The following is a 23,346-nucleotide window of genomic DNA, read 5'->3' as shown; positions in this document are numbered from 1 at the left end:
GGATCGAACCATGAACATTCTGCTGATCCTTCTGGCCATCACCCTGACGGCACTCCTGGTACGTTGCCTGCTGCGTGCGGTCGCGGCGGATTCGCCGTCGCACTGCCCGCCGTCGCACGCGGACTGGAACGCGGAGTCCCTGCCGAGTTCCGCCTACGCGCTCCGGCGCGAAGCCTAGGGGGCCGCCATGTCGCTCGTCGTGATCGTCGGCCTCGTCCTCTCCGCCTTCACCATGGCGGGGCGCTGGGTCACGCCCAGGCCTGAACGGCTGGCACTCCGGGACTGGACCGTGCTCGACGCGTGGCGGAACCTTCTCCGTGGGCTCGAGGTGTGGGCCCCGCTCCAGGACCGGTTGCCGCTGCGGTGACGGATGCAGTAGTAAGCATGCTTGCTATCGGGTCGGGTGGGACCTACGGTGAGGGGAGCAACCTCTTCGAAAGGGCCATCATGATCACGCTCGAACAGATGAAGGAATCGATGAACGCCGGCGCGAACGTGCTGAGCGAGGACGGCGCGGTGCTCGGCCCCATGGGGCAGCTCTATGTCGACGACGCCACGGGGGAACCCAGCTGGGTCACCGTCGCGACGCACAAGGCCGGCAATCCCGAATCCTTCGCGCCACTGCAGGGTGCCACCCTCGACGGTCGCGACGTGCGCCTTCCCTATTCGCATTCCAAGGTCTACGACTCCCCGAAGATGTCCCAGGACGGGCACCTCAGTCCGGCGGAGGAGCAGCACCTCCTGCGCTACTACGGGCTCATGGCGACGAAGGACGAGGAGCTCGCCGGCCAGGGTCGGTCCGTGGGTGAGCCGGCCGGGACCCGCTCCTCCCGCCCCGAGGGCGACGACTACGCGATGACGCGCTCCGAGGAGCAGCTTCGCGTGGGAACCGAACTGCGCGAGACGGAGCGCGTCCGCCTCGTCAAGCGCGTCGTCACCGAGGACGTGACGCTGACGGTCCAGATCCGGCGCGAGGAATTCGTCGTCGAACGCGTACCTGTGAGGGACGGGGCACCGCTGTACGACGACGGCGAGGGCTCCTTCACCGATGCCGAGCGTGAGCGCCTCTACAACGCCGTCGGGACAGCTTTCAACGGCGACGTCGTCGAGATGGTCCTCTACGAGGAGAAGCCACGCGTCGAGGTGGACGTCGTGCCGATCGAGCGCGTCCGGATCGCCCGTGAGGTGCACACCCAGGACGAGGTCGTCAGCGGCCAGGTCCGCAAGGAAGTCATCGAGACGGAGCGGATCGAGCCGTAGCACCCGGCCCCGGCACTGGAAGGCCCGCTAGGAGTCGCGCGAGGACAGGACGCAGAACTCGTTGCCGTCGGGATCAGCGAGGACGTCCCAGCTGACGTCCGGGCCCTGACCGACATCCACCCGCACGGCGCCGAGGGCAAGGAGCCGGTCGAGCTCCGCGGCCCGGTCCTGGCTGGTGTGCGGGGCGAAGTCGAGGTGCACCCGGTTCTTGCCCTGTTTCTCGTGCTCGACGAGGACGAACACGAGGCCCGGCGGCACCTGGTCGAAAGCCAGCGTCGATCCGAGCTCCCGCGCCCACGGCGGGACCAGGACCGCCTCGTCGTCCGATTCGAACATCACCTCCCAGTCCAGCGCCTCGGCCCACCAGCGCGCGAGCGCGCGGTGGTCGGTGGATTCGATGACGGTCGAGTACCAGCGGAGTGTCATGCGGCGATTGTGCTCCTGTGGGCGCCTCAGCGCACCCGGCTCCGGACAGCCCGTGTCCGCTTTCTTTCCGGACGCGGGCCAACATCGCGCGCACTGGCAGGACGCCCTGGAGGACGGCCCCGGGATCACCCCGGAAGGGCGCCCCGAATAACGTCACGGATGCGTGTGCTAATACTGCTAAGGTCATCCTTACCTGGTGCTGTGCGCTGTTCGATCCGGCGGTACCCGGTACCCGCCCTATCGATCCTCCGGAAGGCTTCCATGCTCCGCGCCCCACAACTCATCGCCCTCGCCGCAGCGGCGTCCATGACCGTCGTCCTCGCCGCCTGCGCCGCACCCGCGGACGGTACGGAGGATGCGGCGTCCTCGAGCGCCGGAGCCCAGGCCATCACGGTCGAGCACGCGTTCGGCACGACCACGATCCCGGAGAAGCCGGAGCGTGTCGCGACGGTCGCATGGGCCAACCAGGAAGTCCCGCTGGCACTCGGTGTCGTGCCGGTCGGCATGGCCGCCGCGACCTTCGGGGACGACGACGGCGACGGGATCCTCCCGTGGGTCTCGGAGAAGCTGGACGAGCTCGGCGGCGAGACCCCGGTCCTGTTCGACGAGACCGACGGGATCGACTTCGAGGCCGTGGCGGACACCGATCCGGACGTGATCCTCGCGGCCTACTCGGGCCTGACGCAGGAGGACTACGACACCCTGAGCGAGATCGCTCCGGTCGTCGCGTTCCCCGAGACCGCGTGGGGTACGCCCTGGCGCGAGATGATCGAACTCAACAGCGCCGGAATGGGCATGGCCCAGGAGGGGAGGGAGCTCATCGCGGACCTCGACCAGCAGATCGGCGATGCCACGGCGGGATTCCCGACGATCGCGGGCAAGAAGACCATGTTCATGACGCACGTCGATCCCACCGACCTCAGCGAGGTCAGCTACTACACGACGCACGACACGCGCGCCATGTTCTTCGAGGACCTCGGTCTGGCGACTCCCGAGAGCGTCGCGACGGCATCGGCCGAGACAGAGCTGTTCTCCGGCACCATCAGCACCGAACAGGCAGACGTGCTCGACGACGTCGACATCATCGTGACCTACGGCGACGACGAGCTCGTCTCGACCCTCGAAGCCGACCCGCTGCTCTCGCAGATCCCCGCCGTGGCCAACAAGGCGATCGTGAACCTGCCGAGCACCACCCCTGTCGGCACCGCGGCAAACCCCACCCCGCTGTCCATCTCCTGGGTGCTCGAGGACTACCTCACGCTCATCTCGGAAGCCGCAGACAAGTCGTAGTGGCCAGTTCCGCTGTCCGGGCCGCCGGAGGATCCGCCGACGTGCGGGACCTCCGGCGGCTTCGGCCGTCCTGGCTCCTGGTCCTGGTGGGGATCCTGGGAGTCACGATGTTCGCATCGGTCACCATCGGCTCCCGGGACGTCCCACTGTCGGACGTCGTGGCAGCCCTCGGGGGGTCGACGGACGGCTTCAACGAGGCGGCCGTGGCGAAGCGCATCCCGCGAACCCTGCTGGCCGTGCTGGCGGGAGCAGCACTGGGCCTCTCCGGCGCGGTCATGCAGGGCGTCACCCGGAACCCCCTGGCCGACCCCGGGATCCTCGGCGTCAACACGGGTGCCTCCCTCGCGGTCGTGATGGCCATCGCGACGGTCGGCCTCAGCTCGGCGACGGGCTACATCTGGGTCGCGATCGCCGGCGCCTCCGTCACGGCGGTGTTCGTCTACGTCGTCGGCTCGCTGGGCCGCGGGGGAGCCACTCCCCTCAAGCTCGCGCTGGCGGGTGCAGCCACCTCGGCAGCGCTCACCTCGCTCATCAGTGCCATCGTGCTACCCCGCGGGGACATCTCGGGCAGCGTGCGGTCCTGGCTCATCGGCGGCGTCGGCGGCGCCACCGTGCAGAGCATCACGCAGGTCCTGCCCTTCCTGGTCGGGGGCCTCGCCCTCAGCCTCGTCTCCGCACGCTCCCTGAACTCCCTCGCCCTCGGTGACGAGCTCGCTGCGGGGCTCGGCGAACGCGTGGCCGTCGCGCGCGGGACGGCTGCGTTCGGAGCCGTCCTCCTCTGCGGGGCCGTGACCGCGGTGACGGGGCCCATCGGTTTCGTCGGGCTCGTCGTACCGCACGCATGCCGCCTGCTCTTCGGCGTGGACCACCGCTGGCTCCTGCCGATATCCGCGGTCCTCGGGGCCGTCCTGCTCACCTCCACGGATGTCCTCGGACGCATCGTTGCGCGCCCCGAGGAGATCGACGTGGGGATCATCACCGCGCTCGTGGGTGCGCCGTTCTTCATCTACATCGTCCGCCGCCAGAAGGTCCGGGAACTATGACGACTCTGCAGGCACCCCCGCGGGCAGGGATCTCGGCCGCGGAGATCGCAGCGGGACGACGGCGGCGCACCGGGCGGCGGCGCATGGTCATCGGCGTGCTCGCCGCGCTCATCGTCATCGCCTTCGCGGCCTCACTCTCCTTCGGGCAGACCTACTACTCCCCGAAGGACGTCCTCGGCGTTCTCCTGGGCAAGGACGTCGGCGGAACCGGCTTCACCGTCGGGCGGCTTCGGCTGCCCCGGGCCACGCTCGCGGTGATCGCCGGACTCTGCTTCGGTGTCGGCGGCGTCACCTTCCAGACCATGCTCCGGAATCCGCTCGCGAGTCCGGACATCATCGGCATCAGTGCGGGCGCGAGTGCCGCGGCGGCTTTCGCCATCATCACGCTCGGCCTCGGGGCGGCCCAGGTGTCCGTCGTCGCGATCGCCGCGGGCCTCGGGATCGCGCTGCTGGTCTACGGGTTGTCCTTCAGGGACGGCGTCGTGGGGACGCGGCTGATCCTGATCGGCATCGGCATCGCCGCCATGCTCGACAGCGTGACGGCCTACGTCCTGGGCCGGGCCGCCCAGTGGGACCTGCAGGAGGCCTCCCGGTGGCTGACGGGCAGCCTGAACGGGGCTCGGTGGTCCGAGGTGGTGCCCGTTGCCATCGCGCTCGCCGTCCTCATGCCCATCCTGCTCACCCAGTCCCGCAACCTGACCGCGTCCCAACTCGGGGACGACACCGCCGCGGCCCTGGGTGTCAGGGTCGAGCGCACGCGGATCCTCGTGATCATCGCTGCCGTGGGGCTCATCGCCTTCGCGACAGCGGCCGCAGGGCCCATCGCCTTCGTCGCGTTCCTCTCCGGTCCGATCGCCGCCAGGATTGTCGGCCCGGGAGGGTCCCTGCTCATCCCCAGCGCCCTGGTCGGCAGCCTGCTCGTGGTCACGGCCGATTTCCTGGGGCAGTACGCCTTCGGCGTCCGCTACCCGGTGGGAGTCATCACCGGCGTGCTCGGGGCGCCGTACCTCGTCTATCTGATTGTGCGGACGAACCGCGCGGGAGGCTCGCTATGACAACGGCCCACACTCTCCAGGTCCAGCAACTGACGGTGGGCTACGGCGCCCGCACCGTCGTCGAGCACCTCGACCTCGAGGTGCCGATGGGCAGCATCTCGGTGATCGTAGGAGCCAATGCGTGCGGCAAGTCGACCCTGCTGCGTGCGATGTCGAGGCTCCTGTCACCCCGCGGCGGACAGGTGGTGCTGGACGGGCGCGCGGTCCACCAGATGCCCGCGAAGGAACTCGCACGGACGCTCGGCCTCCTCCCGCAGTCGCCCACCGCGCCGGAGGGCATCACCGTGGCCGACCTCGTGGGCAGGGGGCGGCACCCGCACCAGGGCCTGTTCTCCCGGTGGACGCCCGCGGACGACCAGGCGGTCGCCGACGCCCTCACCGCGACCGACACCGCCGTGCTCGCCGACCGGCCCGTCGATGAACTGTCCGGAGGGCAACGCCAGCGCGTGTGGATCGCCATGGCCCTGGCCCAGCAGACCGATGTGCTCCTGCTCGACGAGCCGACCACGTTCCTGGACGTCAGCCACCAGCTCGAGGTGCTCGACCTCCTGACGGACCTCAACCGGGCCCGTGGGACCACCATCGTCATCGTCCTGCACGACCTGAACCTGGCCGCCCGTTATGCCGACCATCTGATCGCCCTGACGGCCGGACAGATCCACGCGGTGGGCACGCCCGACGAGGTACTCACCGAGGACACCATCCGTGCGGTCTTCGGACTCGATTGCAGGGTGGTCCGCGATCCCACCTCGGACAAGCCGCTCATGCTTCCCCTCGGTCGCCACCACACCACGGCAGAGTAGCGGCACGCCGACCCGAGCGCTCCGACCGGCGGCGATCGGCGGTCACCGGGACGACGAGGCCTGCACGGAAACCGCCACTGCGCTGGCGATGCACTGGGCGATGATCAGCCCCGGGTGGACGACCCCCAGGTACAGCGCGAGCAGCATCGGAAGCATTGCCAGGACGGTCATGTCGGTGCCGCGCAGGAGGGAGGAGACCTGATCCCTCGGGACGGACCCGAAGGGAGTCTCCACGGGCGGGGATGTCCAGTCCGTCGGGGGCCGGGTCGCTGCGCGTACGGCCCCGGCTCCCATCCCCACGCCGGCCAGCGCCCCGAGCAGGACGAGCGGCGAGGGGCCCGCGCCGAGAGCCGCCAGCGCTGCGGCCAGCAGGCCCATCCACGCCGCCATGGCCAGGGACGGCATCAGCATCCGGCTGCATCGCACCAGCACGGGGGAGACGGGGAGGAGCGCCTCGAGTTCGGGGATCACGGCCGTCCTCCGGGCGACCGTCCCGGTTCCCGCCGTCGTGACGCATCCGGCGATCAGGATCACTCCGAGCTGCAGGAGGACCGGAAGGGCAGGCGTGATCAGCGCGGCGGCGAGACAGATTCCCAGCCAGACCAGGGGAGCGACCGGCGCGGACTGCAGGCGCAGGAACGCCACCGCGTCCGCGCGCACGACGGCGGCGAACGCCCCGCGGACCGGCCTCGAGTAGAAGCGCGAACCCCGCGTGGTTGCGGCAGCACGCGGCCCGGACGCCACCGCGCGGCGCAGTTCGTTGAGGTCGAGGAAGAAGATCGATGCCCCGACATGGCCGGAGACGGCTCCACCGCGCTCCAGTTCCGCGCCCGGTACCTCTCCGGCGCGGGACAGCGCGTACGAGGCGAGGGCCGACCCCCCGCCGAGGGTCAGGACGAGCGAGAGGACAGGTGGTGCGAGGAACAGCAGGACGGCGACGGCCCCCGATCCGGCCAGAATCCGGGAGCGCAGGGCACCGGACCCCGCCGGGTACAGCTGGAGGATCGCCGCGGTGGACACGGCGAGAACCGCGCCGCCGCCGAACGTCGCCGCGGCGACCGCATGCATCCAGGGCTGCAGGTCCACGGCGGTCAGGATACTGAAGGGCACATAGGCGACGGCGGCCGCGGCGCCCACGGCCAGGAGTCGACGCCGGAAGGCGGGCAGCACCATCGGGCGCCGGTCGATCGGCAGCGGCAGCCACCAGGCACCCTCCGCGCGGCTCACGGTGACGGGCCCGAGCCGCCGGGCCGCCAGCAGGATCCCGAGCCAGGCCAGGAGAGTCAGGAGTGCCCACAGGCTGTCGGCCGGCAGGACCTGCCAGCGCGCCTCCGTCAGGCTCCCCGCGTGCCCGCTGCGCCCCGCGATCTCCTCGCGGAGTGCCAGGACGAGGGACGCGGCCATCATCAGCACGCAGCCCAGCGCGAGCACGTTCGAGTACACGTCGATGAAGAGATCGCGGGGCGACGACCGGGCCCTGTTGTATCGGCGGGACGTCCGCCGGGTGTAGCCGACGACGTCGCGGGCGAGGCGCAATGTGTCACCGTCGGGCGTCCCTGGTCCTGCCACCGTCCGGGTTCCGTCAGGATCCTGCAATGATCTCCGCCGCCCGCCGGGTGTCGACGCGTTCGACCACTTCGTCGATGACGAGGCACGCTGTTGCCGTCTGCACGAGCAGGCGGGGATCATGCGTCACCAGGACCACTGCGCTGCCGGTTGCGGCGCGCTGCTGGATACGGTGCGCCAGCGCGTCCCGCATGACCGGGTCCAGACGCTGCTCCGGCTCGTCGAGGATCAGCAGCGAGGACGGCCGGATGAAACCGGCCGCCAGGAGCAGTCGCCGTCGCTGACCCGAGGACAGGGCGTCCGGAACGGCGTGCGACCGCTCCGAGAGGCCGAAGAACTCCAGTTCGGCGTCGACCGCCTCCTCAGGAGACGCGAGCGAGTGCCCTCGGGCTACCAGCAGCAGGTGCTCGCGGACGGTCAACGAGGGAAAGAAGACGTCCTCGTCGAAGACGGCGGCGACCTGGCGACGGAACAGGACGGCGTCGGGCATCACCGGCAGTCCATGAACCCGCACCTCCCCGGCCAGCGGCGCCTGCCGCCCTGCCAGGGTCCTGACCACGGTGGACTTCCCCGCGCCGTTGAACCCCACGACGGCCAGAACCTCTCCCGCGGCGATCGCGCTGGAAACCTCCCCGCACACGGCGGTTCCCGCGTAGCCCACGAGCAACCGCTCCGCCTCCAGCACTGCCCCCACCTCAGCCATGCTGCAACCCTATCCGGCGGACACCGTCCACCACCGGAAACCCCGGTAGCGCGGCGGCCGACCGGAGCGCTGGGCGCAGAGGGCCTACGACCTGCCCGGCGTCCTCGCGGCGTAGGGCGCATCGCCGGGGAGCAACCACAGGTACTGCCACTCCACCTCGACCCTCGTGTCCGGGGAAGCGGATGGAGCCGGGCGCTCGCCGGAACGGCCGGTGATCGGTCGCCACCATCGGGTCCTGCTTCCCTGGGCGTTCCCGCCCCGGCGGACGGCGTCGCGCGCGGCGGGCAGGTGCACATCGGAGGTGCGTTCCACGGCTAGCCGCGCCTGGTATCGGCATGGAGGCCGCGGGAGAGCCCGGTGACGAGGAAGTCACGCAGGCCGCCGTGGGCCGGTTCGCCCGGCGCTTTCCGCTCCGGGCTTTCCGATCCGGCAGAAACCGCTGCTGTCGCGGCGAGCCAGTCCCCGTAGTGCGTGATGTCGCGGCCACTGGCGGCGGCGACGGCGTCGCAGGCGAAGCCGACCGCGGTGGTGCCATCGGTCAGGCGGACCGAGCCGAGCAGCATGGGTTCGGGCAGGGCCGCGAGGAACCGTCCGAGTGCAGCTTCGGCCAGGATCCAGCGTTCGGCGACGAGCTCGGCGCCGTCGTCCGCGCGGTACACGCCGGGCTTGGGCGGCTCCGTGTCCAGGGCCACCATGCGGTAGCGGGCGGCCAGCCGCACGGGACCATCCCAGTAGCCGCCGAGCGCCTCGAGCTCGCGGGCGAGTACCTGACCGCGGCGGTGCGCGCCGACGACGACGAGCGGGACGCCGGCCGCTCCGGCTGCCAGCGGCCACGGCTGACCGGCAGTGCCCGTCGGGGCGACGGCACCGGAGGCGAAGAGGGCGGGCGGAGCGGGAGCGAGCTCGATCCGGCGGGCGATGTCCGCCACCACGGCGTCGTCGAACGTGCGTCCGACCACGGTCACGCCGAACTGGGCGCCGTCGACCTCGCCCGCGGGCACGGCCACCGCGCAGAGGTCGAAGAGGTTGCAGAAGTTCGTGTACGTGCCCATGCGCGAGTTCACGCCCACGGGGTCCGCAGCAACCTCGGCAAGGAGGGGATGGAGTGGTGCCGTCGGGACGAGAAGGGCGTCGAAGCCCTCGAGCTGTGCCAGCGCTTCCCTTTCGAGGACGGCCAGCCGGGCGGTGTCCGTCACGTACTGGTGCGCGGGAAGTGCTCCCGCGCGGCCGATGATGCCCGCGACCGTGGGATCGAGGCCCGCGGGATTGCCGTCCCCGGTGGCGCTGTCCACGAAGGCTCCGACGGCGGCATACCGTTCCGCGACGAGCGCGCCGTCGTACAGCAGCCGCGCAGCCTGCAGGAACACATCGATCGGCACGGGCCGGACCTCGACGCCGGACGCCTCGAGCCGGGCGACCTGCCGGTCGAACTCCGCAGCCCAGGCGGGCGACAGCTCGGGCAGCTCGGAGGGATAGGCGACGCGCGGCCGCGCAGGGGCTGCGAGGCGGACCCCGGACGGCCAGGCGCGAGCACCTCCCGCCATCACGCCCATCGCGCGTTCCGCCGTCACGAGGTCCCGCGCGAGGATGGTGACGGCGTCCCAGGAACGGCAGGCAGGCACGACGCCGTCGGTCGGAACGACGTGCAGGGTCGGCTTGATACCGACGATCCCCTGGAGGCCGGCGGGAATGCGGCCCGAGCCGGCGGTGTCGGTCCCGATCGCGATGTCGGCCAGTCCCAGCGCGACGGCGACGGCCGACCCGGAGCTGGACCCGCCGGAGATGTACTCCGGGCGCCGGGAGTCGCGGACCGCACCGTGGGGGCTGCGCGTTCCGACGAGTCCGGTGGCGAACTGGTCCAGGTTGGTGGCACCGAGCACCACTGCGCCCGCTGCCCGCAGGCGGCGCACCGCTTCCGCGTCCTGCCCCGGGAGGTAGGCGAAGCCCGGGCAGGCCGCGGTGGTGGGCACGCCTGCCACGTCCACGTTGTTCTTCACGGCGAGCACCAGTCCCGCCAAAGGGAGCTCCTCGCCACCGCTGACGCGCACGTCGACGTCGGCGGCCTCGGCGAGGAGGTCCTCCTCCGCGCGGAGGGTCACCCAGATCTCGGGCCGGTCCACGGCGTGCACGGCCGCCAGTGCGGCGCGTACCCGGTCGGTTGCCAGGGTGCTCATGCGGCTACCTCTTCCGTCTCGCGTGCCTCAGGTTGCTGCTCCGGCCGGGCTGATGGGTCCTGGTCCGTCCCGGGCTCGGTTCCGGGCTCCGTCCCGGGGGACGCGCCCAGCACGACGAGGGCCTCGCCGGCCACGACCTGCGAACCTGCGAGGGGCAGGACCTGCAACACCAGCCCGTCGCAGGGCGCGCTGAGGACGGTCTCCATCTTCATCGCCTCGAGCGAGACGAGGGGCTGCCCCTTCAGCACGGTGTCGCCCGGAGCCACATCGACTTTCCAGACGCTGGCGGCGAAGGGCGCGGAGACCAGAGAGGCGCCGTCGGGCACCACGAGGTCCTCGGTGTCGGGAACGACGGCGGCTGCGGCGTCGGCGCGATCGAACTCGCCGGCGTCGGCCCAGGCCTGGCGTTCGACGGCGAAGGCCGCCGACTGCTGCACGCGGAACTCCGCGATGGACGCGCTGTTGTCCGCCAGGAAGCGCTCGTGCTCCGCGAGGGAGAACGTCCCGTCCTCGATCTCGACGCCGCGGCCCCGACCTGCTGCCATGTCCGCCCGCAGGTCCAGCAGTTCCTCCGGGCTGACCGGGTACCAGGAGATGCGGTCGAAGAACCTCAGCAGCCACGGGGATCCCGGCTCGAACGGCGCCGAGTCGGCGTAGCGTGACCAGACCTGGGTGGTGCGGCCCACGAACTGGTACCCGCCGGGGCCTTCCATGCCGTAGATGCACATGTAGGCGCCGCCGATGCCGACGGCGTTCTCCGGCGTCCAGGTCCGTGCAGGGTTGTACTTGGTGGTGACGAGGCGGTGCCGGGGATCGAGCGGCGTCGCGACGGGCGCACCGAGGTACACGTCGCCGAGGCCGAGGACCAGGTACTCGGCGTCGAACACGGTGTCGAAGACGTCGTTCACGGACTCGAGCCCGTTGATGCGCCGGATGAACTCGATGTTCCAGGGGCACCAGGGGGCGTCGTCGCGCACTCCGGCCATGTACCGCTCGATCGCTTCACGCGTGGCGGGGTCGTCCCAGGAGAGGGGCAGGCGGACGGAACGGCTGGGCACCACGAGCTCCGAGCTGGCGGGCAGGGAGCTCTCGATGTCCTGAACCACCTCGAGCAGGCGGCGGCTGGACAGGACGGAGGGATCCACCTTGATCTGGAGGCTGCGGATGCCGGGCGTGAGGTCCACGACGCCGGCGAGCCGCATCTGCTCGACGGCCTGGTGCAGGGCGTGTACGCGGGCCCGGAGGCCGAGGTCGAGCACCATGTCGCCGTACTCGACGAGGAGGTTGTCGTCGCCGGACCGACGGTAGGTCACGGCGGGCCTGCCCGGCTCCTCCGCGACGCGCGCCAGGACGCCGTCGTCCCCGTCGCGGGACGCGCGGGTGGTCATCCCGGCCGGTGCGCCGGGAGCGGATCCCGCCGTTCCGGGCAGGATCAGCTGCCGCCCGGGACCGAGGTCCCGCAGCGATGGCGCCTGAACGGCCTGCACCGGGACGAAGCGCACGGTGTCGCCCGGGCGGAGCTGCCCGAGCTTCCAGCGGTCGGCCGTCACGACCGTCACCGGGCACACGAACCCGCCGAGGCTGGGCCCGTCCGGTCCGAGGAGGATCGGGGTGTCACCGGTGAAGTCGAGGGCACCCACCGAGTACGGGGTGTCGTGGATGTTGGAGGGGTGCAGGCCGGCCTCGCCGCCGTCGTTCCGTGCCCAGCGCGGCTTCGGGCCGATGAGCCGGACGCCGGTGCGCGCGGAGTTGAAGTGCACCTCGTAGTCCGCGGCGAGCAGGTCGTCGATGTCCTCGCGCTGGAAGAACTCGGGGGCGCCGTGCGGACCCTCGACGACGGTGAGCTCCCAGCGGCTCGTCAGCGCCGGCCGGGCGTCGAGAGGCACCGGTGATCCGGCGGTCTCCTCCGCGTCAACGGTCCGCAGCACGTCGCCGGTCCGCAGGACGCGCCCTGCGTGCCCGCCGAACTGGCCGAGCGTGAACGTCGACGCGCTGCCGAGGTACTGCGGGATGTCGAGGCCGCCGGCGAAGAGGACGTAGCCGCGCAGGCCCGTGCTTCCCGCGGTGCCGACGTCGAGCGTTCCGCCTGCCGGCACCGTGATCGGCTCCCACGCGTGCACGACGACGTCGTCCACCGTGATGCGCACGTCGGCGCCCGTCACGCACACCGTGGTCTCGTGCGAGAAGATCAGGCTGGGCCCGGTCATGGTGAACTCGAGGCCGGGGGCACCCTCCGGATTGCCGAGGGCCTGGTTGCCGAGGCGGAAGGAGAGGTCGTCCATCGGACCGCTCGGCGGGACGCCCACCTGCCACAGGCCGGTGCGGCCGGGCCAGTCCTGCACACTGGTCTGCAGTCCCGGGCGCTCCACGGTGATGCGTGGTTCCGGGTCGCCGACGGCGTCGAGCGTGCTGGTCGAGTGCTCCGCCGCGCGGACGACGTCGAGGGTGCTGACGGTGCGGAGCATTCCGAGGTTGGTCTCGATGCCGTCGATCCGGGTGCCGCGCAGGGCGTCGGCGAGCCGGTCGAAGGCTTCGTCGCGGGTGGTGCCGGACGTGATGATCTTCGCCAGCAGGGGATCGTAGTTGGTGGAGACCTCGCTGCCGGTCTCGGCCCACGTGTCCACGCGGACGTGCTCCGCCGCGGGGTATTCCGCGTTGGTGATCGTGCCCGCGCTGGGCTGGAAGCCGCGGGCGGGGTCTTCCGCGTACACCCGTGCCTCGACGGAACAGCCCGAGACCGGCACGCTGTCGGGGACGTCGGCGAGGACGGCCGCGGCGTCGGGCCCGCCCTGCGCGAGGCGGAGCATCCATTCCACGAGGTCGACGCCCGTGATCGACTCCGTGACGGGGTGCTCGACCTGCAGGCGAGCGTTCACCTCGAGGAACGAGGCTTCCTGGCGCGCGGAGTCGTAGACGAACTCGACGGTTCCCGCCGAGCGGTAGCCGAGCGACGCGCAGAGTGCCCGCGAACTGCGGTGCAGCTCCTCGCGGAGGGCGTCCGGCAGATCCGGTGCAGGGGCTTCCTCGAGGACCTTCTGGTGGCGGCGCTGCAGGGAGCAGTCGCGGTCACCGAGGCTGACCACCCGGCCGGCTCCGTCGCCGAAGACCTGGACCTCGACGTGGCGCGCGTTCTCCACGTACCGCTCCGCGAAGACCCCGGCGGTGCCGAAGCTCGCGCCGGCGAGCCGGGAGACCCTCGGGAAGCTCTCCGCGAGTTCCTCCTCCGTGCGGCATACCGTCATGCCGATGCCGCCTCCACCGCCGGTCGCCTTGAGCATGAGCGGAAAGCCGATGGTCTGCGCGGCGGCGAGGGCGTCCTCGACGCCGTCGAGCAGTCCGGACCCCGCGATCATGGGCACGCCGGCGGCCTGCGCGGCGTCGCGGGCGGTGTGCTTGGTCCCGAAGATGCGGAGCTGCTCGGGAGTGGGTCCGACGAAGACCAGCCCGGCGGCCTCGACGGCCTCCGCGAAGTCGGCGTCCTCCGAGAGGAAGCCGTAGCCCGGGTGGATGGCTCCGGCACCGGTCGACGCGGCGGCGGCGAGCAGGGCGTCGATCCGCAGGTAGGACTCCTTGGCAGGTGCCGGACCGAGGAGCACGGCCTCGTCGGCCAGCCGGACGTGGCGGGCGCCGCGGTCCGCCTCGGAGAAGACGGCGACCGTCCGCAGGCCGAGCTTCCGGGCGGACTCGATGATGCGGCAGGCGATCTCGCCGCGGTTGGCGACGAGCAGGGTGTCGAAGCGGCTCATGCGATGTTCTCCGGGCGGGTGACGATCATGCGGACGGGTGTGGGGTTGAAGCCGTTGCAGGGGTTGTTGACCTGCGGGCAGTTGGAGACGAGCACCAGGGTGTCCACCTCGGCGCGGAGCGCTACGCGCTTGCCGGGAGCGGACAGGCCGTCGACGATCCCGAGGGCACCGTCGGGATCCACCGGCACGTTCATGAACCAGTTGATGTTGGAGACGAGGTCGCGCTTGCCGAGTCCCCAGCGGGAGCCCTCGATGAGGAAGTTCTCCACGCACGCGTGCTGCTCGCGGGTGTGCTGGCCGTACCGCAGGGTGTTCGACTCCTGCGAGCACGCGCCCCCGATGGTGTCGTGCACGCCCACCTCGTCGGCGACGACGGTCATGAGCGCGAGCCCTGTGTCGGCGCGCAGCACGGAGCCGGTGGTCAGGACGATGGACTGCTGCTGCGCGATCGTGACCGGTGCGGAGTACCGGACCGTGGTGTCCCCGGCGGCGTAGAGCAGGCAGTCGACGGCCTGGTTGCCGTCGAGGTCCACGATGGTGAGCACGTCACCGGCTGCGACGACGGCGGACCAGGGCCCACGTGCCTCGACGTACTCGTCGAGGACGACGGCACCCGGCGCGAGGGCGATGCTGCTCGCGGGCTGCGAGAGGGTGGTCGTCATCGGGTGCTCCTTGCGGCGAGATCGTGTTCGGTGTTGTTCAGTGCCTGCTGGTGCTCCGGCGTCAACGGCCCCACCAGGGTCCCGTCCGCCAGCGCGGCGAGGCCCCCTGGTGACCGCCATGCGGCGATGTTCACGGCGGTGCCGGTGAAGTCGGCGCGCGGGTCCAGCGGATGTGCGGTGTTGGCCAGCACGACGACGGCGTCCACCTGCAGTAGCAGGTCGACGTGCGCGCCGGGGCCGGCGCTACCCGTGAAGCGGATGCTTCCGTCGGTGTCCACGTGGATGCCCTTGAAGAAGGTGAGCGACGGAGCGACATCGCGCGGGCCGAGTCCGTTCTTCAGTGCACCCAGCGTCAGCAGTTCGCGCGCCGCGGGTGAAGCACTGTGCGCCGTGCCTGCCCCGTACCGGGCCGTGTTGCCGGCGAGGGTGGTGGCACCCGTCAGCGCATCGTGGCTGCCCGAGGTGTCTTCGACGATCGTGGCCAGGAGGCGCCCGGCGGCGGACAGGAGCGGGTGCCCTGCTCCCGGATAGGCCTGCCACGGGACCTTGACGGAATCAGCCGCGTTGTAGCGTTCGTGCAGTGCTCCGGCTCTGTACAGGAGGGTGTGGACGCACGCATCCCCGGTGTCGGTGAGCCGTAGGCGTGTTCCGCGGGCGAGCTGCAGGGTGGTGTAGCGACCGAACGCGAGCGTCTCCGACCAGACGAGGCTGTCTGCGGCGGTGTCGGGCAGCGCGCCGGTGACTCGGGTGGGAGCGGTGGATACCGGGATGTGGCGCATCGTGTCCGCGGTGCGGTGGTGCTGCTCCCGGGCATGGGCCCGGGCTCCGGCCGTGGTGGACGTGCCTGCCGGGGAGTCGGTGGTCTGTGTCATGTCGGTCCTGTCTAAGGTGCGGCAGAGGTGCGGCAGAGGTGCGGCAGAGGTGCGGTGGCTGGCGTTTCAGGAGGCCCTGTCCGTGATGCTCCTCCGGATCCACAGACCCAGGAGCAGTACGACGGTCACCATGAGGGGCGCGGAGTAGAGGAGGATGCCGTTCTCGCCGGCGGGGTCGTACACCTCGGGGCGGGGCCAGGCGAGGTTCACGACCATGACGGCGCCGTACAGGACGGCGAGGACGTTCACGGGCAGGCCCCAGCGGCCGAGCGAGAAGAGGCCGGCCGGCATCGTCTGCCCCACGCGGTCCCAGTCGCCGCGCAGGCGGTTGACCAGTTGCGGGACGGTGACCAGCAGGTAGGCGATGTAGACCATGACGATGCAGACGCTGGTCAGCGTGGTGAAGAGCGCGGCATTGCCCACGTTGATGGCCAGGACGCCGACGGCGAGCGCGCCGATGACGATCGACGGCCACATCGGGGTTCCGCGGCGGGGGTGGACCGTGGCCAGGAGCGTGGAGGCGGGGAGCTTGCCGTCACGTGCCATCGAGAAGACGAGGCGCGAGCCCGCGGTCTGGATGGCCAGGGTGCAGACGAAGATCGCGATGGCGACGTCGACCAGCAGCACCTTCCCCCAGAAGGTGCCGAGCACGGCGGTCAGGACGTAGGGGAGGCCCTCGGTGGCGAGCCGGCCGTCGTCGAGGCTCGGTGCCGCCATGAGGGCGGTGATGATCATGAGGGCCCCGCCGATCCCGGAGATCACGAGGGCGGAGATGATGGTGCGCGGTGCTGTGCGGCGGGGATCGCGGGTCTCCTCTGAGAGTTCGCCGGCCGAGTTGAAGCCGACCATGACGTAGGCGGCCATGAGGCCGGAGACCAGGAACGCCCCGACGGCGCCTAGGTCCGAGCTCTGGAGCACCGTGGTGTCCATCACGACGTCGGGCCCGCGCTGCGCCGCGGTGATGAGGGCGAGGACGACGGCGATGACGCCGACGATCTCGCAGGTGACGCCGACGGAGTTGACGTGCGCCATGAGCCGGACGCCCATCGCGTTGATGACGGTCGTCGCCACGAGGAGGATGGCGCCGAGGACGACGGCGTTCGCGGCACCCGTGACCGTGTTGAGCGCGGGGTCCCCGCCGACGAGCTGGAAGCCGCTCCACAGTTGCGGCAGCACGACCTGGAGGGCGATGGCAGCAGCGGCCGCCGTGACCACCTGGGCCACCGCCATGAACCACCCGGCGAACCAGCCCACCGTCTCGCCGCCGATGCGCCGCGCCCACTGGTAGACGGCACCGGAGAGCGGATACCGAGCGGCGAGTTCGGCGAAGTTGAGGGCTACGAGGAGTTGCCCGACGAGGACGATGGGCCACGTCCAGAAGAACGCCGGGCCGGCGAACGAGTAGCCGAAAGCGAAGAGCTGGAAGATCGTGGTGAGGATGGAGACGAAGGAGAATCCCGCCGCGAAGGACGCATACCGGCCCAGCTTGCGGTGCAGGGAGGGCTCGTAGCCGAGGGACGTGAGGTCGGCGTCGTCCATGTGGGTCGAGGTTGGAATCGTCATCGGTGTCTCCGGGGCTCGAACGGGATGGGTGCCGGTGGGAGCAGGAGCGCGGTTCCTGCGTAATACCGATCACTTGATAGTTTTCCAATCCGGCGTCCCGCTCGGGTTTCCCGGAGGTAAAAGGCGTGTGAGGAGGTTGTTTCCGTGATGTTTCGCCCTCACAGGTCGGACACAGCGCCCACCTACAGGGCGGATAGGGTCCGCCACTCCACTGTCCCCATGAGCGGCATGAGCGGCATGGGCGCATCCGGCGGAACTCCGCCGAACGGCTAGACGGGAGCGCACGGGAGCCGATGGGCCGGGTGTAAGAATGAGGGCGTGACACTAGCCGGACCAGGGCGCCCCCGTGCGCGACAATCGACACGACCCGGTGCCACGGCCCGCGAGGAGATCCTCGACGCGGCAGCCGAGCTCTTCACGACGCAGGGTTACGCGACGACATCGACGCGTGCCATCGCGGACGCCGTCGGCATGCGGCAGTCCTCCCTCTACCACCACTTCGGCACGAAGGACGACATCCTTGAGGACCTCCTGGCCGGGACGGTCGCGGAAGGGCTCGCCTTCGCCCGGGCGGTGGCCGAGGTCCCGGCAACGGACGGCGCGGCGTCGCCGGCCGCCAGGCTTCACGCCGTCGCGCTGTTCGACGGCACGCACCTGTGCAGCGGCCGGTGGAACGTCGGCATCCTCTACCACCTGCCCGAGGCACGGGACGAGCGCTTCAGCGGTTTCCTCGCGGATCGGGCGGAGCTGCGGGGTCTGTACCGGAACTTCGGCGCCGCCGCGGTTCCGGCACCGCTCTGGCCGGGGGATCCCCAGCACCAGGGGGAGCTGGCCTTCCGCCTGGTCGAATCCCTCGTGAGCCTTCGCGCCGACGGGCAGGTGACGCCGGCCTCTCCGCTCCAGGTGGCCGACGCGGCCATGGTCCTGTGCGGAGCCGGCAGCATGCTCGGGTCCATCCGGGAGCAGAGCCTGGAGCTCGTCGACCGGCTCGGACGCGAGCTGCCGGACGCCTGACGAGGCCAGCGTGGCAAGCAGGGCGACCGGGGATGAACCAGCGCGGGAGAAGCGAGCGCTCCGGGAGGATAGGGCTGTGACCGGTGTCGGAGCTTGCCCTTCTCGGGCACACCAGGGCAGTTGCGCAGCGAAAGCCCGATGATCGTCAGGCTTCGCGCAGGATTGTGCTAGATCAGGGGAATGCCGATCGTCGTCGTTCTACCGTGAAGGAGCGGGCATGCCCGCACGGTCCCTCCCCTGGAAATCCCTGACGTGAAAGCTGGCCTCCGTGCTGCCTGTGGTGCCCCGTATCCTCACCGCCGCCCTGCTGTCCTCCGTAGTGCTCGCCGGCGTGACGCCTGCCGCTTCGGCTGTCGTGCCGGTACCCCCGGAGGTCGCGCAGCCTGCAGCAGACAAGCCCGCCCGGTATGTCGTCCGATACGCCCCGGGCACCGACGTCCCTGCCGCCGCACGGGCTCTGCGCGGCAAGGGCATCCGGGTGGAGCGGGAGTTCTCCCACGCGGTGCGTGCCGCCGTCGTCACGCTCACCCCGGCCGCGGCCGCGGACCTGGCGGCGTCGGCGCAGGTGCAGGCCGTAGAGGTCGACGCCGTCATGGAAGTGACGGCGACCCAGCAACCAGCGCCCTGGGGACTTGACCGCATCGATCAGCGCACGTTGCCGCTCTCCGGTTCGTTCACGACGGCGACGACCGGGGCCGGCGTCACGGCGTACGTGGTGGACAGCGGAGTCCTCGGCTCCCACGCGGAGTTCGGCGGCCGCGTCGGCACGGGCTGGTCCGCGATCGCGGACGGTCGAGGTGCCGGCGACTGCAACGGGCACGGCACACACGTCGCAGGCACGATCGCGGGCGCCACCTATGGTGTCGCGAAAGCCGCGACGGTCGTCCCGGTGCGGGTCTTCGGCTGCACCGGTTCCGGCTACACCTCGGACGTCATCGCCGGTCTGGACTGGGTGGCCGGTCATCACGCCGCAGGGACCCCTGCCGTCGTCAATCTCAGCCTGGGCGGCGCGGCGAGCTCTACCGTGGACGCTGCACTGCAGGGCGTGATCAACGACGGCGTCACCGCCGTCGTGGCAGCGGGCAACTCCGCGGCCGATGCCTGCTCCACCTCCCCGGCGAGACTGGCAGCAGCCCTGACCGTCGCGGCGAGTGATTCCTCGGACCGACAGGCTTCCTTCTCGAATTTCGGGTCCTGTGTCGACCTGTACGCGCCCGGCGCGTCCGTACTGTCCGCGTCCTACACCTCGGATACCTCGACGGCCACGATGTCCGGCACCTCGATGGCCGCCCCGCACGCTGCCGGTGCAGCAGCGCTGCTGCTCGGCCAGCAGCCGTCGATGGCCCCGGCGCAGGTCACAGCGACGCTCAACGGCACGGCTACCACCGGCGTGGTGATGGCGGCCGGTACCGGAACCCCGAACAGGCTCCTCTACACGGGTTCGCCCGCTCCTGCCCCCGCTCCTGCCCCCGTTGCCAAGGCGCCGACCGCGCCGACCACCGTGAGCGCTACCGCGGAGGTGTCGGCGGCAGCGCTGTCCTGGGTCAAGGGAAGTGATGGCGGCTCAGCCCTGACCGGGCAGACCATCACGGTCCACTCCGGGACCCAGGTGATCAGTAACGTCACAGTGGCGGCGTCTGCCACTACCGCACGAATCACGGGCCTCACCGCAGGAAAGGCGTACGCCTTCACCGTCACTGCCACCAACAGCATCGGCAGTAGCCCTGCGTCGGCGAGATCCAACACCATCACCCCCTTGGTCGCCACAGCGCCTGCCGCTCCGACCGCCGTGAAAGCAACCGCCGGCAGCAGGTCGGCGTCACTTTCCTGGACCAAGGGCAGCGATGGCGGCTCAGCACTGACCAGCCACACCATCACCGCCTATTCCGGGACCCAGAGGATCGGCGCCGTCACGATCGCGGGCACCGCCACTACGGCCAGGATTACGGGCCTCACTGCGGGCAGGACATACTCCTTCACGGTGACGGCGACCAATAGGGTCGGCAGCAGCCCTGCATCGTCTCGATCCAACTCGATCACAGCCCTGAACTGATCAGCGCGACCTCGAGGCAGCCGGGTGCGGGTGGGGATGAGCTCCTGCTCCGGACGGAGGGCAGCCACGTGATGGCATACGGCGACGCCGTGGGTGGAAAGGCCAGCGTCAGCAGCATCGGTCGAAGTCTGCTCAGATTCGCCTGGGTCCCGGATGCCGAGATCTCCGTAGCCGATGCTCGGGATGTTCTCGCCCGCAGCGCCGTTCTCGCCGCGAACGCGCCGCACGCGGTCCTCATCGATTTCCGGGGCATCCGCTACGTGAGCCTCGATGCGCATCGGGCCTTCGCGACGGAGACAACAGCAGTCGCTGCCGCGTTCCTCGGTTCGGGCCCCATGGACAGGGTCCTGGCGGCGAGGGCGGAGCAGGCGCTGCACCCCACGCGGTTCTTCACCTCGGAATCCAGGGCGATCAGGTGGCTTCGCCGCTATTGCCCGTGAAGCCGCTATTGCCCGTGAAGGGGATCCACCTTCTGGTGCATGGCGGGGCGACCCGCTCGACGTGTGCCCGTGGAGTCGGCGGCGCCTGATGAAGTCCCTGGTCTCAGGAGGGCCTTCGGCGCCGCCGACTTACTGGGGGCAGCCTCCAAGGGGCAGAGGAAGCCGCCGTGCCGTGATCTTCCGGTCTCAAGAGAAGATCGGCACGAAGAGGGCATTCCAGCCACAGCACAACGGCGGGCTTGGAATGCATCTTCGCGAACAACACTACGAGGAGGGCCGTGCCGGTTTCGCGAGTACTGGCTACTCCATCTGCTCAGGCGGGTACTCGAAAATGCCGGCAAGCGGCCCCCCCTTGGAATGCCGAAGTGAAGGCTCCCAGCGGAACACCTCCGGGCGGCACCGCGGCGCAGCCGCCTATTCGGCCTGGGAAGCGGTAGGAACGTAGTCGGCGGCAGCAGACAGGGGACATCGGGCCTGGAGCCACGCGTCCAGTTCCGGGGCGGTCAGCGGTTTGGACACCACGAAACCCTGGGCGAAGTCGCAGCCGTAGTCGCTGAGGCTGCGGTAGGTATCGAGGTTCTCGACGCCCTCCGCGGTCATCTGGAGCCCCAGGCTGTGCGCGAGGTCGATGGTCGACACCACGAGCGCCGTGGCGCGGGTGTCGTCCAACATCGTGAGGATGAAGGACTTGTCGAGCTTGAGCTCGTCGATCGGCAGGTCACGGAGGTAGGAGAGCGAACTGTAGCCTTTCCCGAAATCGTCCACCGCGATCCGCACACCCGTTTCCCGAAGGGCCGAGAGTGTCGTGGAGGCCCGGCTTCGATCACCCACCAGCACGTCCTCGGTGATCTCGAGGACGAGTACGGACGGGGTGAGTCCTCGGTCCGAGACCATCGTGGCAATCTGCGCAGGGAGGCGGGCGTCCATGACCGAACAGGCGGAGAGGTTGACCGCCACCGACAGGGGTTTTTCGTCGTTCGCCCACGCGGCGGCCTGGTCCAAAGCCCGGCCCAGAATCACGTTGGTCAGCGCCGGCATCAGCCCGGCCTCCTCGAACCGGGCGAGGAAAGCCTCGGGCTGGAGCAGCCCCAGCGTTGGATGGTCCCACCGGACCAGGGCCTCGACCCCTCGCACTGCTCCTGTGGAGAGGTCGATCTTCGGTTGGAAGTGAAGGATCAGCTGGTCGTCGAGGAGTGCCTCGTTGAGGGCCTGCACAGTGTGGAACTGGTGGGGGATGAGTTCCGCCGCACCGTCGGCATAGACGGCGTGGCCGCTTCGCGTCGACTTGGCCGAGTACATAGCCATATCGGCCTTGCGCAGCAGCAGGGTCAGGTCCTGGCCCTGCTCCGGGTAGCACGATATGCCGATACTCGCGCTGACGTGGACGGTGATATCGCCCAGGTCGCACGGTTCTACCAAAGCAGCCCTGAGTGTCAGGGCGACGGCCTGCGCCTGCTCCTGCCCGCAGTTGTCGAGGTGGATCACGAACTCGTCGCCGCCCATGCGGGCGAGCAGATCGGCCGGCCGTAGCTGTTCGGACAGTCGCGCCGCCACCTGAACGAGGAGCCGGTCCCCCACGTCATGGCCCAGGCCGTCGTTGATCTCCTTGAACTTGTCCAGATCCAGCAGCAGTACGGCACTGCGTCGCCTCCTGGCGGCTGCCAGCCGTTCTGGTACGTCCGCGTAGAGAGCCCGCCTGTTGGGAAGGCCTGTCAGTTCATCCGTGCGCGCCTGGGTGGTGGCCTCCGACAACCGGAGCCGCTGGCGAAACACCAGCGGCAGTACCGCAAGGGCCAGAGTGAGGCTGGCCAGGGCCACGGCAAGCACCAGAACCCGCTCCTGGGACGCCAGGATCAGGACGCCCAACCCGGCAACCGTCGCGAGGGTGGGCACGGTCTGTGCCGGAACGGCTACGCGCCACCGGCTGTGCCGCCCGGGGGTTCGTGCCTGAAGCGCGATCCAGGCTGCGACCAGCGACAGCCCTAAGGCCCACGAGGCATCCAGGGGAGTGCCGAGGACGTAGTCATGGTTCAGCTCCAACAGCGCATAGGCCACATCGGCCCCTGTGAAGAGCAGGAGTCCCAGGACAACGAGGACCCACCCTTCGCCGAGCGAGAACCCGGTTGATGCGGTGATCCCGATGACGGTTGCCACCAGCAGGAGATCCATCAGCGGGTAACCCGTCCCCAGCAGGGCCGTGGGGGTCCAGGGACCGCCCATGGTGGAGGTCAGCAGCGGATCGAGGACGACGCAGAGCACGGCAGCCGCTCCAAGGGCACCGATGACGCTGTCCAGGATGACCGACCATGTCATGGCCCGGAGCCGGTCGCGGACGACGAAGGCAAGAGCGGCCAGCATCAGGAGATAGAACCCGGAATACCCGAAGTCCGCCGGGGACGGCAGGGGAACATCCTCACCGGCCGCTGCGTGCAGCACGTAGTAGGTGGTGCCTGCAGCCCAACAGGACACGGCACACGCGGCGAGGAGGATGTCCGGCCGCCGGCTCTCCGCCCGGTACACCGCGAGCCAGGACATCGCAGCCGGCACCCACATGGCCACGAGGCCCAGGGCGCCATCGACCAGGGGGTGGAACTCCTCGGAGGGTTTGAGCACGACAGCGGCCGTATAGGCCGCGGAAACCACCAGGAGAAGGCTGACGAGAAGCCACACCCCCGG

General features: G+C 70.3%; 20 protein-coding genes. 10 read left to right on the top strand and 10 right to left on the bottom strand.

Annotated elements, in window-relative coordinates; translation table 11 throughout:
- Positions 1-10 precede the first annotated feature (10 nt).
- The 3 genes from FDK12_RS15010 to FDK12_RS04065 are packed head-to-tail and all read left to right on the top strand — an operon-like array spanning position 11 to position 1,260.
- Positions 11-178 carry a hypothetical protein gene (locus FDK12_RS15010; protein ID WP_181036338.1) on the top strand — a complete coding sequence of 56 codons (168 nt, stop codon included), beginning with the start codon at positions 11-13 and terminating at the stop codon, positions 176-178.
- 9 nt (positions 179-187) lie between these two features.
- On the top strand, positions 188-367 hold the full coding sequence (locus FDK12_RS04070) for a hypothetical protein (RefSeq protein ID WP_137368380.1): 180 nt from the start codon (positions 188-190) through the stop codon (positions 365-367).
- 17 nt (positions 368-384) lie between these two features.
- Entirely contained in the window at positions 385-1,260 is an 876-nt protein-coding gene (locus tag FDK12_RS04065; RefSeq protein WP_137368379.1) for a YsnF/AvaK domain-containing protein, read from the top strand.
- 27 nt (positions 1,261-1,287) lie between these two features.
- Here the strand turns inward: FDK12_RS04065 and FDK12_RS04060 are convergent, their stop codons facing one another.
- Positions 1,288-1,686 carry a VOC family protein gene (locus FDK12_RS04060; protein WP_137368378.1) on the bottom strand — a complete coding sequence of 133 codons (399 nt, stop codon included), beginning with the start codon at positions 1,684-1,686 and terminating at the stop codon, positions 1,288-1,290.
- A 261-nt stretch (positions 1,687-1,947) separates the two neighbouring features.
- On the opposite strand from FDK12_RS04060, the gene FDK12_RS04055 reads away from it, so the two are divergent.
- From FDK12_RS04055 to FDK12_RS04040, 4 genes are read left to right on the top strand one after another with little or no spacing between them, the layout of a single operon-like run.
- Positions 1,948-2,976 carry an iron-siderophore ABC transporter substrate-binding protein gene (locus FDK12_RS04055; RefSeq protein ID WP_137368377.1) on the top strand — a complete coding sequence of 343 codons (1,029 nt, stop codon included), beginning with the start codon at positions 1,948-1,950 and terminating at the stop codon, positions 2,974-2,976.
- Entirely contained in the window at positions 2,976-4,019 is a 1,044-nt protein-coding gene (locus tag FDK12_RS04050) for a FecCD family ABC transporter permease (RefSeq protein WP_411266149.1), read from the top strand. The genes FDK12_RS04055 and FDK12_RS04050 overlap by 1 nt, the downstream gene beginning before the upstream one ends.
- Entirely contained in the window at positions 4,016-5,074 is a 1,059-nt protein-coding gene (locus FDK12_RS04045; protein WP_137368376.1) for a FecCD family ABC transporter permease, read from the top strand. The genes FDK12_RS04050 and FDK12_RS04045 overlap by 4 nt, the downstream gene beginning before the upstream one ends.
- Positions 5,071-5,877 carry an ABC transporter ATP-binding protein gene (locus FDK12_RS04040; protein ID WP_137368375.1) on the top strand — a complete coding sequence of 269 codons (807 nt, stop codon included), beginning with the start codon at positions 5,071-5,073 and terminating at the stop codon, positions 5,875-5,877. Before FDK12_RS04045 ends, FDK12_RS04040 begins: the two co-directional genes overlap by 4 nt.
- Positions 5,878-5,919: 42 nt before the next feature.
- Here the strand turns inward: FDK12_RS04040 and FDK12_RS04035 are convergent, their stop codons facing one another.
- The 8 genes from FDK12_RS04035 to FDK12_RS04000 form a co-directional block, all read right to left on the bottom strand.
- Positions 5,920-7,446 carry a DUF6297 family protein gene (locus FDK12_RS04035; protein WP_223263081.1) on the bottom strand — a complete coding sequence of 509 codons (1,527 nt, stop codon included), beginning with the start codon at positions 7,444-7,446 and terminating at the stop codon, positions 5,920-5,922.
- Between the two features lie 13 nt (positions 7,447-7,459).
- Complete coding sequence (locus FDK12_RS04030; RefSeq protein ID WP_223263080.1) at positions 7,460-8,146, bottom strand: ABC transporter ATP-binding protein; 687 nt, start codon at positions 8,144-8,146, stop codon at positions 7,460-7,462.
- An 84-nt stretch (positions 8,147-8,230) separates the two neighbouring features.
- Entirely contained in the window at positions 8,231-8,458 is a 228-nt protein-coding gene (locus tag FDK12_RS04025) for a hypothetical protein (RefSeq protein WP_137368374.1), read from the bottom strand.
- Between the two features lie 2 nt (positions 8,459-8,460).
- Positions 8,461-10,320 carry an allophanate hydrolase gene (atzF, locus tag FDK12_RS04020; protein WP_137368373.1) on the bottom strand — a complete coding sequence of 620 codons (1,860 nt, stop codon included), beginning with the start codon at positions 10,318-10,320 and terminating at the stop codon, positions 8,461-8,463.
- A complete protein-coding gene (gene uca, locus FDK12_RS04015) occupies positions 10,317-14,066 on the bottom strand; it encodes an urea carboxylase (RefSeq protein ID WP_137368372.1) in 3,750 nt (1,249 codons plus the stop codon). The genes atzF and uca overlap by 4 nt, the downstream gene beginning before the upstream one ends.
- Positions 14,063-14,728 carry an urea amidolyase associated protein UAAP2 gene (locus tag FDK12_RS04010; RefSeq protein WP_137368371.1) on the bottom strand — a complete coding sequence of 222 codons (666 nt, stop codon included), beginning with the start codon at positions 14,726-14,728 and terminating at the stop codon, positions 14,063-14,065. Before FDK12_RS04010 ends, uca begins: the two co-directional genes overlap by 4 nt.
- Positions 14,725-15,600, bottom strand: coding sequence for an urea amidolyase associated protein UAAP1 (locus FDK12_RS04005; RefSeq protein WP_137368370.1), 876 nt, complete (start codon positions 15,598-15,600; stop codon positions 14,725-14,727). Before FDK12_RS04005 ends, FDK12_RS04010 begins: the two co-directional genes overlap by 4 nt.
- Before the next feature lie 66 nt (positions 15,601-15,666).
- On the bottom strand, positions 15,667-17,163 hold the full coding sequence (locus FDK12_RS04000; protein WP_137368369.1) for an amino acid permease: 1,497 nt from the start codon (positions 17,161-17,163) through the stop codon (positions 15,667-15,669).
- Between the two features lie 318 nt (positions 17,164-17,481).
- Between FDK12_RS04000 and FDK12_RS03995 the strand changes: the two genes are divergently transcribed.
- The 3 genes from FDK12_RS03995 (at position 17,482) to FDK12_RS03985 (ending at position 20,670) form a co-directional block, all read left to right on the top strand.
- Positions 17,482-18,177, top strand: a complete 696-nt coding sequence (locus tag FDK12_RS03995; RefSeq protein WP_137368368.1) for a TetR/AcrR family transcriptional regulator — start codon at positions 17,482-17,484, stop codon at positions 18,175-18,177.
- A 268-nt stretch (positions 18,178-18,445) separates the two neighbouring features.
- A complete protein-coding gene (locus tag FDK12_RS03990) occupies positions 18,446-20,230 on the top strand; it encodes a S8 family serine peptidase (RefSeq protein ID WP_137368367.1) in 1,785 nt (594 codons plus the stop codon).
- 68 nt (positions 20,231-20,298) lie between these two features.
- Complete coding sequence (locus FDK12_RS03985; RefSeq protein WP_137368366.1) at positions 20,299-20,670, top strand: hypothetical protein; 372 nt, start codon at positions 20,299-20,301, stop codon at positions 20,668-20,670.
- Positions 20,671-21,084: 414 nt separating this feature from the next.
- On the opposite strand, the gene FDK12_RS03980 is transcribed toward FDK12_RS03985, so the two are convergent.
- Positions 21,085-23,313 (bottom strand): putative bifunctional diguanylate cyclase/phosphodiesterase, encoded by a 2,229-nt coding sequence (locus tag FDK12_RS03980; RefSeq protein WP_189636261.1) that lies wholly within the window; start codon positions 23,311-23,313, stop codon positions 21,085-21,087.
- Positions 23,314-23,346: the final 33 nt, after the last annotated feature.

Source organism: Arthrobacter sp. NamB2, assembly GCF_005281365.1.
In the GTDB taxonomy this organism is placed as follows: Bacteria; Actinomycetota; Actinomycetes; order Actinomycetales; family Micrococcaceae; genus Arthrobacter_D.
The sequence above is the reverse complement of the archived record's forward strand: the minus strand, read 5'-3'. Positions and strand labels throughout refer to the sequence as shown.

Bases quoted from the DNA above. Each gene is read 5' to 3' on its own strand.
- FDK12_RS15010 (WP_181036338.1), top strand. From the start codon at position 11: ATGAACATTCTGCTGATCCTTCTGGCCATCACCCTGACGGCACTCCTG.
- FDK12_RS04070 (WP_137368380.1), top strand. From the start codon at position 188: ATGTCGCTCGTCGTGATCGTCGGCCTCGTCCTCTCCGCCTTCACCATG.
- FDK12_RS04065 (WP_137368379.1), top strand. From the start codon at position 385: ATGCTTGCTATCGGGTCGGGTGGGACCTACGGTGAGGGGAGCAACCTC.
- FDK12_RS04060 (WP_137368378.1), bottom strand. From the start codon at position 1,686: ATGACACTCCGCTGGTACTCGACCGTCATCGAATCCACCGACCACCGC.
- FDK12_RS04055 (WP_137368377.1), top strand. From the start codon at position 1,948: ATGCTCCGCGCCCCACAACTCATCGCCCTCGCCGCAGCGGCGTCCATG.
- FDK12_RS04045 (WP_137368376.1), top strand. From the start codon at position 4,016: ATGACGACTCTGCAGGCACCCCCGCGGGCAGGGATCTCGGCCGCGGAG.
- FDK12_RS04040 (WP_137368375.1), top strand. From the start codon at position 5,071: ATGACAACGGCCCACACTCTCCAGGTCCAGCAACTGACGGTGGGCTAC.
- FDK12_RS04030 (WP_223263080.1), bottom strand. From the start codon at position 8,146: ATGGCTGAGGTGGGGGCAGTGCTGGAGGCGGAGCGGTTGCTCGTGGGC.
- atzF (WP_137368373.1), bottom strand. From the start codon at position 10,320: ATGAGCACCCTGGCAACCGACCGGGTACGCGCCGCACTGGCGGCCGTG.
- uca (WP_137368372.1), bottom strand. From the start codon at position 14,066: ATGAGCCGCTTCGACACCCTGCTCGTCGCCAACCGCGGCGAGATCGCC.
- FDK12_RS04010 (WP_137368371.1), bottom strand. From the start codon at position 14,728: ATGACGACCACCCTCTCGCAGCCCGCGAGCAGCATCGCCCTCGCGCCG.
- FDK12_RS04005 (WP_137368370.1), bottom strand. From the start codon at position 15,600: ATGACACAGACCACCGACTCCCCGGCAGGCACGTCCACCACGGCCGGA.
- FDK12_RS04000 (WP_137368369.1), bottom strand. From the start codon at position 17,163: ATGACGATTCCAACCTCGACCCACATGGACGACGCCGACCTCACGTCC.